Annotated in this window: 13 protein-coding genes and 1 pseudogene; 8 read left to right on the top strand and 6 right to left on the bottom strand. The window is 66.0% G+C overall.

Annotated features, from left to right (window positions below; genetic code table 11):
• Positions 1-183: 183 nt before the first annotated feature.
• Both EV647_RS41305 and EV647_RS41300 read left to right on the top strand, forming a co-directional pair.
• Complete coding sequence (locus EV647_RS41305) at positions 184-1,326, top strand: sensor histidine kinase (protein WP_238177648.1); 1,143 nt, start codon at positions 184-186, stop codon at positions 1,324-1,326.
• On the top strand, positions 1,323-2,015 hold the full coding sequence (locus EV647_RS41300) for a response regulator transcription factor (protein WP_134013083.1): 693 nt from the start codon (positions 1,323-1,325) through the stop codon (positions 2,013-2,015). Before EV647_RS41305 ends, EV647_RS41300 begins: the two co-directional genes overlap by 4 nt.
• 31 nt (positions 2,016-2,046) lie before the next feature.
• On the opposite strand, the gene EV647_RS41295 is transcribed toward EV647_RS41300, so the two are convergent.
• Positions 2,047-3,093 carry a glycosyltransferase gene (locus EV647_RS41295; protein WP_134013081.1) on the bottom strand — a complete coding sequence of 349 codons (1,047 nt, stop codon included), beginning with the start codon at positions 3,091-3,093 and terminating at the stop codon, positions 2,047-2,049.
• Positions 3,094-3,381: 288 nt separating this feature from the next.
• Here EV647_RS41295 and EV647_RS41290 point away from each other — a divergent pair, with 288 nt between their 5' ends.
• Both EV647_RS41290 and EV647_RS41285 read left to right on the top strand, forming a co-directional pair.
• On the top strand, positions 3,382-3,888 hold the full coding sequence (locus EV647_RS41290) for a MarR family winged helix-turn-helix transcriptional regulator (protein WP_134013078.1): 507 nt from the start codon (positions 3,382-3,384) through the stop codon (positions 3,886-3,888).
• A 302-nt stretch (positions 3,889-4,190) separates the two neighbouring features.
• On the top strand, positions 4,191-6,047 hold the full coding sequence (locus EV647_RS41285; RefSeq protein WP_134013076.1) for a sialidase family protein: 1,857 nt from the start codon (positions 4,191-4,193) through the stop codon (positions 6,045-6,047).
• Between the two features lie 59 nt (positions 6,048-6,106).
• Here EV647_RS41285 and EV647_RS41280 read toward each other — a convergent pair whose 3' ends face one another.
• Both EV647_RS41280 and EV647_RS41275 read right to left on the bottom strand, forming a co-directional pair.
• A complete protein-coding gene (locus EV647_RS41280) occupies positions 6,107-7,519 on the bottom strand; it encodes a sulfatase-like hydrolase/transferase (protein WP_134013074.1) in 1,413 nt (470 codons plus the stop codon).
• A 633-nt stretch (positions 7,520-8,152) separates the two neighbouring features.
• Positions 8,153-8,752 (bottom strand): TetR/AcrR family transcriptional regulator, encoded by a 600-nt coding sequence (locus EV647_RS41275; protein ID WP_134013072.1) that lies wholly within the window; start codon positions 8,750-8,752, stop codon positions 8,153-8,155.
• Between the two features lie 152 nt (positions 8,753-8,904).
• On the opposite strand from EV647_RS41275, the gene EV647_RS41270 reads away from it, so the two are divergent.
• Both EV647_RS41270 and EV647_RS41265 read left to right on the top strand, forming a co-directional pair.
• Positions 8,905-9,444, top strand: coding sequence for a DUF302 domain-containing protein (locus tag EV647_RS41270; RefSeq protein ID WP_134013070.1), 540 nt, complete (start codon positions 8,905-8,907; stop codon positions 9,442-9,444).
• A gap of 45 nt (positions 9,445-9,489) precedes the next feature.
• Positions 9,490-10,956 carry an amidase family protein gene (locus tag EV647_RS41265; RefSeq protein WP_134013068.1) on the top strand — a complete coding sequence of 489 codons (1,467 nt, stop codon included), beginning with the start codon at positions 9,490-9,492 and terminating at the stop codon, positions 10,954-10,956.
• Between the two features lie 385 nt (positions 10,957-11,341).
• Here EV647_RS41265 and EV647_RS41260 read toward each other — a convergent pair whose 3' ends face one another.
• Complete coding sequence (locus EV647_RS41260; RefSeq protein WP_134013066.1) at positions 11,342-12,007, bottom strand: hypothetical protein; 666 nt, start codon at positions 12,005-12,007, stop codon at positions 11,342-11,344.
• 855 nt (positions 12,008-12,862) lie between these two features.
• Positions 12,863-13,591, bottom strand: coding sequence for a hypothetical protein (locus EV647_RS41255; protein WP_134013064.1), 729 nt, complete (start codon positions 13,589-13,591; stop codon positions 12,863-12,865).
• A gap of 383 nt (positions 13,592-13,974) precedes the next feature.
• Between EV647_RS41255 and EV647_RS41250 the strand changes: the two genes are divergently transcribed.
• Both EV647_RS41250 and ctaD read left to right on the top strand, forming a co-directional pair.
• Complete coding sequence (locus EV647_RS41250; protein ID WP_166680562.1) at positions 13,975-14,502, top strand: TraR/DksA C4-type zinc finger protein; 528 nt, start codon at positions 13,975-13,977, stop codon at positions 14,500-14,502.
• 93 nt (positions 14,503-14,595) lie between these two features.
• Positions 14,596-16,387, top strand: a pseudogene (gene ctaD, locus EV647_RS41245) (cytochrome c oxidase subunit I).
• A 27-nt stretch (positions 16,388-16,414) separates the two neighbouring features.
• On the opposite strand, the gene tal reads toward ctaD, so the two are convergent.
• Positions 16,415-17,551, bottom strand: a complete 1,137-nt coding sequence (gene tal / locus EV647_RS41240; RefSeq protein ID WP_134013060.1) for a transaldolase — start codon at positions 17,549-17,551, stop codon at positions 16,415-16,417.
• Between the last annotated feature and the right edge of the window lie 51 nt (positions 17,552-17,602).

Genomic DNA, 17,602 nt, shown 5'->3' with positions numbered 1-17,602 from the left:
GGTGATAGTTTGCGTATCGTGCAAGCCTGGCCGGTCCGTATCCGCAATTGGTCGCGCCGACCTGCGTTGAGGGACGCTGGGCTTGCGGCGGCGCTCCTTGTGACCTGTGTGCTGGTCAACGCACCGAACACGGAAATCTCTCAAACCACAGCCCCCGACGTCGATCGTACGTCGGGAGGCAGCTTGGCGCTGTGGTGGTCTGCAACGGCAGTGGCGCTTGCCTGTGTTGCCTTACGACGGCGCTGGCCGCTGGCGATGCTTGCCATCTGCATCCTTTCGGCAGCCGTACATGTCGCGCAGGCCGTGCCGTTCCTGATCGTCGACCTGGCCGTCCCGATCCTGCTCTACACGGTTGCGGTCCGCCACGCACGGTCAGTCTCACTCGGGCTGCTGAGCGGCCTACTTCTACTCGTGACTGGCTGGAGCCTTTACACCGCGGCGAACGCACTGCCCGTTCCCGGGCTGCCCGGCCGCATCAACCCAACGATCCGTCAGCCGATCGGTACGTCGCCGGTACCGTCGAGGCCACCGGTCAGCGTGATCCAACAGACCTGGAGCGGGGTTGTCGTGCTCGGATCAGTCCTCGTGGCTTCATGGGCCATGGGCGCCGGCGCACGAACCCGCAGCGCATATCTCGACGAACTGCATTCCCGTGCCAAAGACCTGGAAAGAGAACGGGATCAGCGAGCGACGCTCGCCGTGACAGCAGAGCGTGGGCGGATCAGCCGCGAACTGCACGACATCGTTGCCCACGGCCTGTCCGTGATGGTCGCTCAGGCGCAGGGCGCCGCGGCAGCTTTGGAGAAGCGTCCCACCGACACACAAGCCGCGCTCAGTGCGATCGTCAAGACCGGACGTGACTCTCTGGCCGACATGCGACGAGTACTGGCCAGAGTCGACGGCGTCGACGGCCTCGACGACACCTGGCACCCGCAGCCGGGACTGGACCGACTCCCCCTCCTGGTGGCTCAAGTAACCGAGGCGGGAACGCCGGTCCGGCTGCATGTCGAGGGGTCACCCGCCGCGTTGCCGCCCGAAGTGGATCTGTCGACCTACCGGATCGTGCAGGAAGCACTCACCAACACGATGAAACACGCCGGCACCGGCGCGACGGCGGACGTCATCCTGCGCTACCGCGATTCCGGTCTCGAAATAGAAATCCGCGACGACGGCCACAGGAGGACCAGCCCCCACACGGCGGGGAACGGCCTGCACGGCATGAGCGAGCGCGCACGGCTGCTTGGCGGAAGTCTCACCGCAGGCCCTCGAACCGCGGGAGGGTTCAGTGTGCGAGCCGAGCTTCCGATCCAGGGACCGAACCGATGATCCGCCTCCTGCTCGCCGACGATCAGGCCCTGGTCCGCACCGGATTCCGCATGATCCTCGAGAATGCGGACGACATGCAGATCATCGGTGAGGCGATCAACGGCGCCGAGGCAACAGAGATATCGCTCGACCGTCAGCCGGACATCGTCTTGATGGACGTCCGGATGCCCGACGTCGACGGCGTCGAAGCAACGCGCCGGATCTGCGCCGAGGACCCACACGCCCACATCCGGGTCCTGATCCTCACCACGTTCGATCTCGACGAGTACGTCTACGCCGCCCTACGCGCCGGCGCGAGCGGATTCTTGCTCAAGGACACGCTTGCACCCGACTTGCTCTCAGCCATCCGCTCAGTCGCCCGCGGCGACTCCGTCGTAGCACCAAGTGTCACCCGCCGACTCCTGGAACGCTACGTCGGCACCGGCCACAGAATCGTCCCCGGCTCCGGCAACTTGGCGTCGACCGATCGCCTGGAGTTGCTCACGGACAGGGAGCGAGAAGTGCTCGGACACGTCGCATACGGTCTGACAAACGCCGAGATCGCCGGCCGCCTGTACCTCTCGGAAGGGACCGTGAAGACCCATGTCCACCGTGTCCTGTCCAAACTCGGCCTGCGCGACCGCGTACAAGCCGTCGTCTACGCCTACGAAAGCGGATTGGTCCGGCCCGGTTCCGGCGATCCTCGCTAACCCGTTGCACAGGTCAACCTGTTCGGCGGCGCTATGCGGTCTGTCCGACTGAGGCGAGCTCCACGATGGCGTCGGCGGCCTCGCCGGCGCCATCGGTGGCGGCGTAGAGCCGGCTGATGCGCCGCGCGGCACTTCGCGCGCGCGGGTCAGCGAGGACAGCGCGAACCGCCTCGGTCACTTCGGTGTCCGCCCGCGACACGGGTACTGCCCGGGCCACACCGTGCCGCTCGGCAATATCAAGGCTGGCAGCCTGCTCGGCCTGGAGGGCGATGCCGACGAACGGTGTCCCGGCGGCCATCGCCGTCTGCACAGATCCCTGGCCGCCGGTGATCACCGCAATCGCCACGCGCGGCATGATCCGGTGACTCGGCAACACCTGTTCGACCAGAACACCGTCGCCCTCGAGACCGGTCAGGTCATGCATCGTGCCCGCGACGAGGACCCTCGGTACGACGTCACGCACCTGGCCGACCACGGCCCGTACCAACTCCGGCGATGTCGAGGTCAGGGCGACGTACGCAACCGGGCCGTCCTGATCGAGAAAGCTGTCCACCCGAGCGGGAACTGGCACGTCGAAGTGCGCGAAGAGAGGTCCGGTGTAGCGCAACCGGGCGCCTGACCGATACGACCTGGCCGGTTTGGGCACCCAGCCGTCGACATCGTGACGTGGTACGCCGAAGACCTCGGGGGTATCGGTGATCAGCGTGAGATCGCCCATCAGCAGAGCGGGGAAGCTCGGGATACCGGCGACACCCAGCTCCGCGGCGACGCGATTGAAGCCGCCGGTGTAGATCTTCTGATACGGCAACCCCTTGTTGAAAAGGAACTTGCGAACCCTCGCCGGCATGAGTCCCTCCAGGGGCAGCCCGAGCCGGCGATCCGGCGGTATCACGCGGCCGCGCTCGAACAACGGCGGAACGAACGCCCCGGAGTGCTCGACCACGACGGGAATCCCGGCCACTTGCGACGACAACAGCGCGGTCAAAGTCCATCCGGTCACGACCGCCGTGACGCTGTGGGTGCGGAAGTACTCGGCTTCGAGGGCGACGTACTTCCGGATCTCGTCATCGGTCCACATGCTCTGCTCCGGTGAACCGATTCCTGGAATCGAGGAAATGAACTGCCCGACGCGCTCGGCGTTCCATCCGCCCCCGAGGACATCGACCTCAACGCCGTGGTCTCGAAGCAGGTCGACATAGGGCCCACCATGGGTCAGGGTTGTGACCTCTACCCCGCGAACCGTCAGGGCGCGGTGAATCTCCAGAATGCGCGACGTCTCCGACAGAAAGCCGCAGTTCGGCAACAGGCAGATCATGGCTCCCCCTCGGTGCCTCGATGATCCGACGTTAAAGGTAATATATTGCGCATGTCAACGATGGGACCCGACCCGCTACGACTCCGTCCGGACCAGGCCGCAGATCTGCCGGAGCACTCACTGCTGGCGATCGAGGCGTTTCGCACGACGCTCGCGCTCGCCGCTCGACTGCGGGCAGCCATGGACAAGCGGCTCCGCGACGACGGTCTGACCACGCAGCAAGCCGCTCTGATCACCGTTGTCGAAGCAGCCGGCTCGCCGTCACTGTCCGACGCGGCAACCGCACTCTCCTGCTCCAGGCAGAATCTCAAGCAGATCGCGTCCGCCCTGCAACGCAAAGGGCTCGTCGAATTGCGGGCGGACCCCGACGACGCGCGAACCACGCGCATCGTCACGACCCGGAAAAGCCGCGCCTACTGGGCCTCACGCGACACCAGCGACGTCGACGCCGTGGCCGGATGGTTCCGCGCCCTCGACGCTCCCGCACTTCGAACCCTGGTAACAACACTCAACCTCGTGATCGCCCAAGTCGACCCTCGCTCGGACAGGCCCGCCTGAGCCGCGTCCCCCCGAGCAGCCCTCTTCGCCCCGCGATCACGAACCACGAGCTCACATGACCGACTGCTTTCAGGTCAGCATGCTCCGCTGCTACTGCGGGGTCGGCTGATGACAGGAAGTGACTGCCGGAACGCTCGCTGCGCTGGCCTGGCGGCTTTTGCTGCCCGGCGTCCCTGGATCGGCTCTCAGCTCCTTGCGGAGGCCTCGCGAGCGGACCAGAGTGAGAGGTTGCGACCACCCGGTCAGTGCTGACGGGCACCCGGGCGCGCCGCGCAGAACGATCCATCTAGCTGAGGAGCGTCATGCGCAGGATCAACGTCGCCGCGACGGTCGCCGCGGCAATCGCAGCACTACTTCTCCCGACGCCGGCACAGGCGGCGCCAATCACGCCCGGCGGGTCGACAGAAGTCACTGTCGGCAGCAATGACCAGCTGTTCTCGCAGAACAAGCAGAACGAGCCGGGGCTGGCTGTGAATCCAGTGAACCCAGCGATTCTCGCGGCGGGAGCCAACGACAACATCGACCTGGAGGCGTGTAACGCCGGCGACGACCGCACGTGCCCGTTCACACCGGGCGTGGGCGTGTCCGGCGTCCAGTTCTCGACCGACTCCGGCCGCACGTGGACGCAACCGACGTACACCGGCTTCTCGGCGCGCGTCACACCGTCCTGCCTCGGCGCACCAGACGTCGCGCCCGGCCAACCCCCGGCCGGCGACACCGGCTGCGTACCCGATCCCAACGGCCCGATCGGCACGCTGCCCAACTACGACGTCAACGGTATGGTCTCCAACGGCGACCCGGAGCTGGTCTTCGGCCCAGTTCCCGACGCTTCGGGGAACTTCGCCTGGTCCAACGGGCAACGGCTGTACTACGCGAACATCGCCACCAACTTCCCGGGCAGTCCCGGCTTTGCCGGCGCCGCGGCCATCGCGGTGTCCCGCACCGACGATCTGGCCGGCGCCATCGCCGGTGACAACGACGCCTGGATGGACCCGGTGGTCGTGACCAGGCAGAACCAGGCTCTCTTCAGCGACAAGGAACAGATCTGGGCCGACAACGCCGAGAGCAGTCCCCACTTCGGCAACGCCTATGTCTGCAACGTCGGGTTCCGCGGGGCCGCTGGAGCCGAACCGGTACTGTTCGCTCGTTCCACCGACGGCGGCGATACGTGGACCACGCGCCAGTTGTCCGCAGCCACGAACAACAACCAGACCGGTGGACGGCAGGGCTGTGCCATCCGAACCGACAGCCATGGCGTGGTCTACGTGGTGTGGGTCGGCACGGACATCCGGACGCGCCAGGGTGTGTTCTTGCAGGCCCGGTCCTTCAACGGTGGCCGGACTTTCGAGCGACCCAGGGCGGTGGTCTCGGGGCTTGGCGGAATCGGGCAGTTCGATCCCGCGCAAGGCCGGTTCACCATCGACGGCATCGCGGGTGCCAGAACCGACACCTTCCCGTCGATCGACATCGCCAACGGTGCACCGAGCGGTTCGGACGCCACCGACCAGATCCTGCTCACCTGGTCCGACGACAGTCAGGGAACCAACCTCGAGAAAGCCTTCCTGGTGAGCTCGACCAATGGAGGCGACACCTACTCGGGCAAGGTCGTAGTCAGTGAGGGCAGCGACCGAGCCAACTTCCCGGCGGTGGCGATCTCGCCCGACGGCACCGACGCATGGCTGGTCTACAACGCCTGGCTCGACCCGTGGCGCAACGACACGACCTCCGCGCGCCGGATGCTGGGCGTGGTCCGGCACGCCGACATCGTCGGTACGGCCCACACCATCGGCGCGTTCACCACAGTGCTGCGGGGTGCGACAGGCGACGGACGCGCGTCCAGTGCCAACAGCCTGACCTCGGAGTTCCTCGGCGACTACAACTACGCCGTCGCCACGCGGGACTACGGCTCCGGTGTCTGGAACGACATGCGCAACGGTGCCGTCTGCCCCGCCATCAACGCCTACCGTCAGGCGTTTGTCGAGGACGTCCTGGCCGGCACCACGGAACCCATCGTGGGAGACGAGAAGGAGGACCCGGCGGCGGCAGCCGAACTGCCGGCCACGCACTCGACGGACCTGCGCCCAGGACCCAACAACGATTGCCCGGCAACCTTCGGAAACTCCGACATCTTCGGTGGAACCTTCAGCGACGATTCGTGACCCTGTTCGAGTTGTAGCCACAACAACCCGACGGCTGCCCACACCGCACGATCGAGTCGTCAGACCTCGCTCGCGCCTGCTCCCGTGGTGCGGATCTCGGCCTGGCCGCCGAAGTAGGTTTCGTGATCAGGTCTCTGATGCCAGACGGGCCGGAGTTGCCCTCGTCCTGAAACAGGGCGGCGGTAGGCGTCGCGGTCCGGTCGGGTGTGGGCGGCAAACCAATCGATCAGCAGGCCGTTGAGCTCGTCGATGGTCTGATAGCAGTACCGGTCGTCGATCCGATTGTGGCGTTCCAGCGGATCCTCGCGGACGTTGTACAGCTCGTCCGGCGCGTCACCGTGCCGCCGGACGAGCTTCCACTCCGCGGTCCGGACCATGCGAGTTCCGCCGTACTCGTCGAAGACCATGATGTGCTCGGCCGCGCCGGTTCGGCCGTCGAGGCGGGACACGAGCGAGGCTCCGGCCGCGAGCGGATCGTCCGCACGCGGCAGATTCGCCAGTTCGAGGATCGTCGGGTGCAGATCGCAGGCACCTGCCAGTCCACGGTCGACCATGCCGCTCGGCGTACGGCCCGGCACGGAGATGATGAAGGGCACTCGGACCGAGTTCTCCCACATATTGAGCGGGGTGGTGGCGTTTCCCTTACCCCAGATTCCGTGCTGGCCGCAGCTGAAGCCGTTGTCGGAGGTGAAAACCACGCAGGTCGACTCGGTCAGTCCTTCGTCGGCGAGTTTCCGGACCAGCGCCGCGACACCGTCGTCGACGGCCGTGATCGAGGCGAAGTAGCCCTGCAGACTGGGCCGCGGATCGCGCATGGCGTCAGAGATCGGACCCGGCTCCCAATTGAACCATGGGTGCGGATCCTCCCGTGGACAGGTGTCGAACGCGCAGTCCGCGTACAGGTCGAGGTACTCGGCTGGATGCTGCCCGAGCCACGGACTGTGCGGAGCCGTGTAGTGGACCTGCAGGTAGAACGGGTCGTCGCGGCGCGCCACGGTCTCTAGGAACGCCAGGGCCTCGCCGGTGATCGCCTCGGTGATGTACCGGTCTTCGGACACCTTCGCGCCGTCCCGCCAGATCGGCGCGCCGAAGTACGGTCCATCGCCGGTGCGATGCGCGTACCAGTACTCGAACCCTGGCGCCGGCTCCCGGGCATCTCCCAAGTGCCACTTCCCCACATGACCACACCGCCAGCCGTTCGCCGCAAGAACCTCCGGCGTCGTCGTCAGCCCGGTCAGATACCTGGCCTCGTCGGCGACCCCATAAGCCTCACCGCGGATCCAGTCGTGCACCCCGTGCGCAGAAGGCATCCGTCCGGTAAGCAACGACGCCCTGGCCGGCGAACACACCGGAGATGCACAGAAGAACGACTCGAACCGTACGCCGTTGTCCGCCAGCGCATCGTCGTTGCCCTGACAACCCAACGCCCACGGCCCCTGGTCATCGGTGACCACCACCAGAAAGTTCGTCATCCCTCAGCAACCCCTCTGCTCGCGCTGAAAGCGGCACCGCGACCAGAGAAGCCCGGAGCCCTTGCGAACAAGGCTATTTGAGTTCGGCGGACGTCTTGCCCAGCAACCGCCGGGCGACGATCAACTGCTGGGTGCGTTCGAAGATGTCGAGGATCTCGGTGGTGCTCACCGGCCCTAGTGGCCAGAGCCCGCCAATATGGGCCCTGACCTGGGAAAACGCTGCTCATCGGCACCCGCCGATGACCAACGTTTGTCAGCGTCCCACGGAGCAGTGACGGAGCAGAATGCGCCGATCTGGACCGCTTCGCTCACCCGCTTGCACGCCCGCTCAGCGAGCCCTGGCGGCTCTTCGGAACGACGGTGAAGCAGTAGCAATCGCTACAAGTATCCGGTCAGGCGCGGAAGTTCGAGGCGCGTGCGTACTTCCGGGATCTGGATGGGCAGACCCGGCCTGTCGCGAAGTGGGAAACACCGCGAACCAGGCCAAGACCCGCTTTGCCAAGCCCTGAAGACGCCAACGGATCGCGGGCGTCGGGCAACTGAAGTCGACCGATCGGGTGTCGACCGCCGCGGAGCTGTTCTTGCAGAGGTCCAGATCGTCGATGCGGACGGTCTGGTCGAAGGGGCGCCGATTCAACCGGTCGCCCGGTCGAGCAGCGTTTCGGCCAGGTCTTGGGCGTCTTGGAGCGGTCGCGTGTCGTTGAGTGAGGTCGCCAGGGCGCGGGCACCCTCGAACAGCACGGCGAGTTGTCGGCCCAAGACCTCCGGCTCGTGGGCGCCGGCCTCGGCGGTGGTCTCGATCACGCGTTCGGCGAACTCCCTCTTGTGACGCTCAACCAATGCCGTGGCCTCGGGCATCGTCCCGGCTGCTTCGACGGCGACGTTGTGCAACGGACAACCCCGCACCGTCGCCGGCGGTGCGGCGGCCGGAAGCTCGGCGAACAGCCCGAGGAGACGCTCACGCGCGCTGAGGTCGCTGCGCTCCAGAACGGTCTCGGCGAGTAGTGCGCCGTCGGACTCGAGACGTTCCAAGTACGCGCTGACCAGCGCCTCCTTGCTCGGGAAGTGTTGATAGAAGGTCCGCGTCGATACATGTGCGGTGTCGGTCAGCTTCGCGATGCCGGTGGCGTGGATCCCGTCGCGTGCGAACAACTCGACCGCTGCGCGCAGGATGCGCTCCCGCGCTCCACGCCCGCCTTTGGGTGCGCTGGTCGTCGTTTCACTCGTTCCCATGCCCAAAGTATAGCGATCGATTTACTTCCCAGAAGTGACCTGCTAGATTGAAGGTACAGCGATCACTGTACTTCGGGAGCAGTGCCCTGGCACTGCACTCGTGCCCCAGAGCCGCACCTCCCATCCGAGAACGAGAAAGGAACGAACAAGCGATGTCCACTCAGAACTTCGTCGCAGTTCCCCACGAGGCCGTCCGGTGGTCGATCGACACCCGCTCGTCCTTCGAGGACTTCCGCGCTCGCTACGAAGCCGCCGTACCGGTACTGGACCTCGAGCGGATGGCACAGATCCGCGCCGAGCGCGCAAGCTGGGACACCGTGCTCGCCGCTGCCGCGGAGAACGCCCCGCACGGATTCCTGCGGTTCTGGAGCACCGATGTCGGCGAGCTCATGCAACTCGCGGGCGATCAGGGCTTCTGCAGTGGCTACCTGATGGGAAATCACACGATCGCCGAGCGCATGTACCGGCACGACCCGGCGGTGATGCTCTACGCCCCGCTGCGAACGGCGATCCATCAGGACCAGCACGGCGTCACGCGGTTCTCCATCGACCAGCCCAGCACCCGATTCGACAGCTTCGGGCTCCCGGACATCGCGTCCGTCGGACTGGAACTGGATCGTAAGGTCGCCAACCTCCTGCGAATCCTCGACGTTCCGGTGCCCCCCGCCTTCACCGCGGCAAGCGACCAGTAGTCGACCCGACCTCCGGGCGCGGCCCGGACATTGAGAAAGGCAACCATGAAGAACGACGAAACGTCCGTCGGTGACGCCGTATCGACAGCAGACGACAACGAGCTGGTCGAGCTCGGCGTCGCGGCAGCGGCCACCGCGATCCGCAACGGCGAGATCACTGCCGAGTCGTACGCCACGGCCCTTCTGCAGCGGGCCCGCAAGTACGCAGATCTGAACTCTTTCATCACGATCGATGAGTGCGCCGTGCTGACCGCGGCCGAAGCTGCCGACAAGGCACGCGCCGCGGGCTCGAGCGCTCCCCTGCTCGGCGTCCCGCTGGGAGTGAAGGACAGCTACCTGACACGCGGTCTTCGCACAACGCTCGGGGTAGAGGTCCTGGACGGTTTCACGCCGGCCGAGGACGCCGAGGTGGTTGGGACGATCAAAGATGCCGGTGGCATCGTGTTCGGAAAGAACAACCTCGTCGAGATGTCCTTCGGACTGACCGGGGACAACAATCGCTATGGCCAGGTCAAGAACCCTTATGGCACCGACCACATGTCAGGCGGGTCTTCCAGCGGTTCCGGAACAGCTGTCGCAGCTCGGATCGTGCCGGGTGCGTTCGGCGGCGACACGGTGGGTTCCATCCGGGTGCCCGCGTCGCTGGTCGGCGTCGTGGGCTTCAAACCGACCACCGGACGTTGGCCAGGCGGCGGCGTGGCGCCGATCTCCCACACGCTCGACACCCCAGGCATCTTCGCGCGCACCGTCGAAGACTGCGCGCTCATCGACCAGATCGTCACCAAGGACGTGACCGCCTCCCCGGCCGCCGGTTCCGATCTGAAGGGGGCGAGATTCGCGTATGCGCCCAAGCAGTACCTCGGGTTGATCGAGTCCGAGACCGAGGCGCACTTCCGTAACACACTCCAGCGCATGCGCGACGCCGGCGCCGAGGTGGTCGAGATCGACCTCGGCGAGGACTTCTCCGTACTCGCAGACCGATTGACGTGGAACCTCTTCTTCCGCGAGACGATGCAAGCCGTCTCCGAGTATCTGCGCCGGCACGACGTCCCGGTTTCGTTTCACGACATCTACGACGGGCTGAAGCCGGAACTCAACGGCGTGTGGAGCGAACTCGTCCTCCCGAGCGGACCGGGCTACATCTCCCAGCAGACCTACGAGACGGCGCTGTCCGTCGATCGTCCAGAACTTCAGCGCCGGTTCGACGAGATGTTCACTCGCGGCGGCATCGATGCGTTGCTCTCCCCAACCACGCCCAGTACCGCACCACTGATCGAACAGCAGGCGACGTTCACGATCTCGGGCGAGGAGGTCAGCCATCTGGTTCTGGCGAAGAACACTGTCCCCGCCAGCGGCGCGGGTTTGCCGGCCATCAGCATTCCGATGGGCATCACTCGACACGGCCTGCCCGTCGGACTCGAGATCGACGGCGCACACAGTGACGACAGGAAGCTACTCGACCTGGCACACCGGGTGGGGACCGTTCTCGACGACCTGCCCGCGCCCGCGTGAGCAACCGAGTGCCCTGCTGCCGGTGCTCGCCGCGGTGGTCGCGCCTCGGTTCGCCGGCTGTTCAATGCCGGGTCAGTCAACCGACCACTGCAGGCAAGCCAGTCTGGCTGTCGGGGCGGACGCAGCCTCCTCGCCACCCTTCTCCCGCGTGCAGGCCCGGGACCGGCGACACCGCGGAAGCCTGCTCGAGTCCGCAGGTGGTGTGCTTGGTTGCCTTTGGCAATCTACTGCCCCTGGATCGACCTGTCGGTTGACCGAGATCAAAGGTGCTGTCGAGGCCTGACGGACGGACTCTCGACGCGGATCGTGAAGCCGCCTTCGGCGGAACGGCGCGACGCATCTACCGGCTCGGCTCAGATCCGTACGCTCGACGGTGCGTGCGGGCTCAACCGGCGCGGTAGAAGGTCTTCGTCGCGCGGGCCACGACCGACTGCAGGCCGACCAGGTCCTGCTCGCGGCCGGCCGCGGTGATCTCCACGGTGGCCGTGGTGGGCCGGCCGTAGTCCGTGGTCCAGAGGCTGATCACCAGCCGGGTGCCCCCGGTGTCGTCGGTGTAGGAGTAGGTCATCGTCTTGGTCTGCAGCACGTCGTAGGGCTCACCGTTCGGGTGCAAACGCGGGGTCAGGCCGTCGACGACGGACAGGACGCGGAAGCCCTTCGTCCCTCGCAGTGCGGCGATCCTCGCGTTGACCACGTCCGTCCTGGTCTCCGTTGCTGGGAGGACGCAGTTGATCCGCAGCACCCAGAGGCCGTTCCTGCCGCTGAACTTCGCGTGGTAGTCGGCGACCTTGACCTTCGTCCAGCCCTGCGGCACCTGGGCTCCACAGCCGGACTCGTAGCCGGGTCCGGAGACGCCCCAGCCGTCCTCCTGGTAGGTCACCTGACCGGGCTGGAGCGGCGGTGTGCCGGCGGCGGCCCTGGCGGGCGGGAGCGTGGCGGGCGGGAGTGTGGCTGTGCTGGTCCGACCAGCGTGGGCGATGCTGAGTCCCCCGGCGGCGAGTGCGGCGACGACGGCGGTCACGCCGCCAGTACGCGCGAGGCTGAACCTCATGGTCCTCCCTTGATGATGCGCGCTGATCGCATCGGTCGATGCGATCACTTGGACAGCCCCTGGGAAGGAAAAGTTCGAGCCGCCGACATCCGTTCCTGGAGGCCGGTTTCAGTTACCGGGTTCGACCAGATCGACCGGGGATTCGGCCCGGCGCTGGCGGAGGTCTTCTTGGGGCGCAGAGCGCCAGGCATCAACTCGCCTCCTGCCGGTGACCGGTCGGCGCCGGTTCGCGGTCGGGCGCCGCGCGGAGTTCGCCACGGTCGATCCAGGCGATCCGACCGTCAGGCATCCGCACCCGCCCGAGCTACCGGCGCAGATGACCTATAGGTCACGCCGCCTCGCGCAGTCGCCTCCGCACGAAGGTGACGCTTGGGTCGTCGCCACCGACTCTGTTCTCGGAGAATTGGATGCTCCTGCGGGCCTCCTCGAAGTTTCTTCGGCGATGTCCATGAGGATGCGCGGCCAATCTCCGCCGACGCCGACAAGGCACCTTGGCCACTACGACCCGGGTTTCACGTTGCAGATGTACACCCACCTGCTCCCGGTCTGCTCCGAGAGGAAGTCAGAGCGGGCCGGAAGCCCTTGCGAACAAGGCTATTTGAGCTCGGCGGAGGTCTTGCCGAGGAGGCGGCGGGCGACGATCAGTTGCTGGATTTGTTGGGTGCCTTCGAAGATGTCGAGGATCTCGGTGGTGCTCACCGGCCCTGGTGGCCAGAGCCTGCCAATATGGGCCCTGACCTGGGAAAACGCTGCTCATCGGCACCCGCCGATGACCGCCGTTTGTCAGTGTCCCACGGAGCAGTGACGGAGCAGAACGCTCAGATCTGGACCGCTTCGGTCACACGGCGGCGAGGATCATTTGTCCGTGCCTTGGATCAGCGCGTCCCAGTCGATCGTCGTACTGCCAGCGGCTCCATCACCCAGGACTAACCTGCTGGGGTCGCCCGCCGCGCGGGCGCCTGAGGCGAGCCATGCAGCGACTCCGGGTGGATTCCGTCGCTCGAGTTCGTCGAGGAAGGCACGACGCGTCTCGATGATGCGTGAGCGCTCCGCCGGGGATTTGGCCTTCTCCAGAGCAGAGAAGCTGGCCCGCCACGCCAAGCACAACGCATCATCACTCAGCTCGGCAGCCTCGGTTTCCGCGGAGATGGTCAACTCGGCTTCCCGCATGGTGCCGGCGGGCGCAGCGCTCGACATGTGCTCGTCCGGGTCCCGGCGCTCAGGCAGTTGTTCGTGCACTCCGAGCCAGCCGATCCAACGGCGCGCGACGTACGGCGATCCACCGACGGCCAGGGCCAGCACAAGCACCGCCATCGGCGCGCCCAGGAGCGACCCGAGTCCGACGAACGCTACGGTGCCCGCCCCGGAGACAGCCGTATTCGTGACAATCAAAGGCCACTGCTGTCGTTTGACCTGGGCGTCGTCTACCGGTGTCAGGGCGACCATGGTCGCGGCAGCGCCCGTCAACGCAGCGAGGACGAACAACAGGATCAGCGTCGGCAGCTCCCATGTGAGCGCGGCCATCGCGCCGGTCACCCCGACGACAGCGCAGAAGCTCAGCCAGGCAACCCGGTGCACCCTCATCCTTCTCCTCCAACCTACGAGGCTCGTAGCTACAAGTCTGTTCTGAAACAGGAGTGACCCCTAGGGCAACGACCGGCGAACAGATCGCCAGTAGATCGCCGACGCCCGGCAATGAAGGCGGCTCGCAAGGAAGATCGTGCGCGTGCCGACTCAGGCAGACGTACGCCGGGAACGACGTTGCGAGGCATCCGAGCGGTCTGATCGGACCTTGACGGGCGTGCTGAGTCGATCGGGTTCAAGACTCGGTTGCCGGTCTTCGGCAGCGAAGCATGGTCGTGTTTGACCGGACTCGGGCATATCCGCCACAGGGGTACGGCGGCATTGTGAGCTGTCAGCCGTGAACCGACCAACCGGCTGACCCTGTCGCGATGCAAGGAGGTCCTGTGATCGAGTCCAGATCTGTGGTCCCGCCTGGCGAACACCACCGTCGCGGGGACTTGGACGTCGACGCCTTCCGGGCGGATCTTGAGCAACACCGGCGGTTTCGGGTCGAGCAGCTCGACGAGCTCACGGCCGACCTGTGGGCCGGATCCGATGATGCGATCGACGAGGTGGCGTCCGCGTTGATGGCAGCTGCGGAGACGGCCCTAGCCGACATCGATGCCGCTTTGCACCGCATTGATGAGGGCTCTTACGGGCTGTGCCGGGAGTGCGGCGGCGCGATTGCCGTCGACCGCTTAATGGCGCTCCCGATGGCCGGCCTGTGCATGTTCTGCCAGTTCGCACAGGAGGCGAGCGGTCTACACGGCGAACACCCGCCATGGCGGCGTCGCGGCATGCGACCCGCCCCAGCACAGCCGTCGCCGACAGTTCCGCATCGTTCGGCGCATCCCGGACCACAGCCTCGAGACATCGTCGATATCTGGGGCTACGACTCCTTCCCAGCCAGCGATCCGCCGGCGAACTGGTGAAGGGCGACCCGCACAAGCGCGCCTACGGAGACCTGATGGAGAGCTCGTGGTGAATCTGACCCGTAGTACCTCGCGCGGCGCCGGAGCAGGACGATGACCGGCGTCGCGGAACGGGCGGCAACCAGCGCGGTCACAAGGGCAGACGGTCGCCGCCCACTGGGGCATGCGCTGGTGCGTGTCCTCACAACCACCGATCACAAGCTGATCGGGCAGATGTACCTGATCACGTCGTTCGCGTTCTTCCTGATCGGCGGCGTGATGGCGCTGCTGATCCGCGCCGAACTGGCCAAGCCGGGCCTGCAGATCGTGAACGAAGAGGTGTACAACCAGCTCTTCACGATGCACGGCACGATCATGCTGCTGCTGTTCGCGACCCCGCTGTTCGTCGGCTTCGCCAACGTCATCATGCCGATCCAGATCGGCGCCCCTGATGTCGCGTTCCCGCGGCTGAACATGCTCAGCTACTGGCTGTTCCTGTTCGGCGGCCTGATCGCCTTCAGTGGCTTCTTCACCCCAGGCGGCGCGGCGAGCTTCGGCTGGACCGGCTACGCCCCGCTGTCGAACGCAGTGCGCTCACCCGGTGTCGGCGGCGACCTGTGGATCATGGGTCTGTGGATGGCCGGCCTGGGCACGATCCTCGGCGCGGTCAACTTCATCACCACGATCATCACCCTCAGGGCACCCGGGATGACGATGTTCCGGATGCCGATCTTCACCTGGAACACTCTCATCACCTCGATCATGGTGCTGATCGCGTTCCCGATCCTGGCCGCCGCGCTCCTGGTGCTGGAGGCCGACCGCATACTCGGGGCCCATGTCTTCGATGCCGCGAACGGCGGGCCGATACTTTGGCAGCACCTGTTCTGGTTCTTCGGGCATCCAGAGGTTGTACATCATCGCGCTGCCGTTCTTCGGCATCGTGACCGAGATCCTGCCGGTGTTCAGCCGTAAGCCGGTCTTCGGCTACATGGGGCTTGTCGGCGCGACGCTGGCGATCGCCGCACTCTCGTTGACGGTGTGGGCACATCATATGTTCGTCACCGGTGCGGTGAGTTTGCCGTTCTTCTCGTTCATGTCGTTCCTGATCGCGGTGCCGACGGGGGTGAAGTTCTTCAACTGGATCGGGACGATCTGGGGTGGCTCGGTGTCGTTCGAAACCCCGATGCTGTGGTCGCTCGGGTTCATGACGACCTTCCTCTTCGGCGGTCTGACCGGCGTCATCCTGGCCTCGCCGACCTTGGACTTCCAGGTCACCGACACCTACTTCGTGGTCGCGCACTTCCATTACGTCGTCTTCGGGACAGTCGTCTTCGCGATGTTCGCCGGGTTCTACTTCTGGTGGCCGAAGTTCACCGGGCGGATGCTCGACGAGCGGCTCGGCAAGCTGCACTTCTGGATGTTGTTCATCGGCTTCCACACCACGTTCCTGGTGCAGCACTGGCTCGGTGTCGAGGGTATGCCGCGGCGTTATGCGTCGTACGGCGCCAACGAGGGCTTCACCACCCTCAACCAGGTCTCCAGCGTCGGCGCCTTCATCCTGGGCGCCTCGACGCTGCCCTTCCTCTACAACATCTACAAGACCTACCGCAGAGCACCTTTGGTGGGAGTGGACGACCCGTGGGGCTGGGGCCGCTCGCTGGAGTGGGCGACCAGCTCGCCGGCGCCGCGGCACAACTTCGAGAAGCTGCCCCGGATCAGATCCGAAAGCCCTGCGTTCGACAGGCACCACCCGGAAGTCGCACTGGCTGAGTACCGCGCCAACCGCGCGCCGGCGGACAACCTGCTGGACGCCGGCGACGACGAGGGCCGCGTGGAGAACCTGGAAGAGAACATCGAACAGGATCACTCCAACAGGCCGAGCCGCGGCGGTGACTCCGGTGAGTGACCTCACTCGCCGCTCGACGGAGCCGGTTCAGTCCTTGCTCCCGGCAAGGGGACTCGGGTCGCCTGCGGCCGGGTCTGCAGCCAGGTTTGTGAGGTTCGCCAGTACGTCTTGGTAGGCCTTGTTGAAGCTGGCGATGCCGTTGTCCTCCAGGGTGTGACCGACGGCAGTCATGTCAACTCCGACGGCCGTCAGCCGCTGCATCAGTTCGGTGGCCTGCGGCACACCGTTGTCGACGGTGCGCGTCATCGTGCCGTGGTCCTCGAAGGCCGCGATGGTCGCTTCGGGCAAGGTAGTGACCGTTTCGGGGCCGATGAGTTCCTCGACATAGCGAGTGTCGCGGTCCATGGGGTTCTTGGTGGACGTCGAAGCCCACAGCGGACGCTGGACATCTGCGCCCAGTACCGCGAGGCGGTGCCAGCGCTTGGTAGAGAACCGTTCGGTGAACAACCTGTACGCCAGCTTGGCCTGCGCGACCGCGGCCTGGCCGCGTAGAGCCAGGGCCTCGTCCGTGCCGAGTTCCTCCAGCCGCCGGTCCACCTCGGTGTCGACCCGACTGACGAAGAACGAGGCGACGCTGCTGACAGTCGAAGGATCGCCGCCGTTGGCGGTGAACTTCTCCAGCCCGGACAGGTAGGCCTCGATGATCTCGGCGTACCGCGACAGGGAGAACAACAGCGTCACGTTGATGCTGGCACCCTCGCCGATCAAGGTTTCGACGGCGGTGACGCCTTCGGCGGTCGCGGGAATCTTGACGAGCAGATTGGGTTGGGCGATACGACGGCGTAGCCACCGCGCGGCGGCGATCGTGCCGGACGCGTCGTGAGCCAGCTCGGGGGACACCTCCACCGACACGAAACCATCGATGCAGTCACCCCCGTCGAAGACCGGTCGCAGTACGGTGAGCGCCTGACCGGCGTCAGAGATGACCAGTTCCCAGTAAGCCTCCTCCACCGACTTGCCGGCGGCCATCAGTTCCGAGAACTGTTCGTCGTAGTCGTGGGAGCCGGTGATGCTCCGGGCGAAGATCGTCGGGTTCGCGGTGACGCCGCGGATCCCGTCGGCGACCATCCCTGCCAGGGTGCCGTCACGCAGGTAGGTGCGGGTGAGGTTGTCCAGCCACGGGCTCTGCCCGAAGTGGCCGTACAGGTGTTCCAGCTTGGTCATCGTTTCCCGGCTCTCCCTGGCATCCGCCAGCTGTGGCTATCAAGTTGTGGT

It is taken from the genome of Kribbella sp. VKM Ac-2566, assembly GCF_004366005.1.
GTDB classification, from domain to species: domain Bacteria; phylum Actinomycetota; class Actinomycetes; order Propionibacteriales; family Kribbellaceae; genus Kribbella; species Kribbella pratensis.
Note: the sequence above shows the minus strand (reverse complement) of the source record. Positions and strands in the feature narration are given on the sequence as shown.